This window comes from Bradyrhizobium sp. UFLA05-112, from assembly GCF_053572325.1.
The window spans coordinates 1-516 of sequence record NZ_JBANBK010000235.1 but is presented as its reverse complement, the minus strand read 5'-3'; the positions used below and the strand labels follow the sequence as shown (position 1 = coordinate 516).

The 516-nt window shown below is 60.9% G+C and carries 1 protein-coding gene; it reads right to left on the bottom strand.

Features of this window, described 5'->3' with window-relative positions; all coding sequences use genetic code 11:
- Window positions 1–156 precede the first annotated feature (156 nt).
- The coding region (locus tag SO180_RS42540; protein ID WP_449384731.1) for a transposase at window positions 157–516 on the bottom strand (360 nt) is incomplete at its 5' end.

Sequence of the window (516 nt, the reverse complement as noted above, 5' to 3'; positions counted from 1 at the left end):
GCCACAGCGGCCTGCACGGGAGCGTTGATCTGTGTGATGACCTGGGGGGCTACGGTGATAGGTCCGATAAAATCGCCGCCAGACACCGCCTCGACTTCCATCTCCGTCAGTTCACGGATCATGACTTGCCTCCTTAGAGTCTGACTCAAAAAGCCTCTAGGGCCTGGCGAGGCGTCTGGTCAGGAGCCTTAGATGGGCGACGAGAAGCCAGGCAACTTCGGTTGCGGCAGAGCCCTCGAAGTCCCTGGAGAGACGGCGGCACCTGCCGAACCAGGCAAAGGTGCGCTCCACGACCCAGCGTCGGGGCAAGAGCTGGAAGCCTTTGATGCCGGGAGGCCGTTGGACAATATCGATGGTCCATTGGCCGCAATGGGACAGTGCGTCGAGCAGCTGTTTGCCGCGATAAACCCGGTCAGCAAAGACGTGCTGAAGTCGGGGAAAGCGCTCTCGCAAGCGCTCCAGGAGCGGGACAGCACCGTGGACATCTTGAACGTTGGCGGGATGAACGTGAACTGC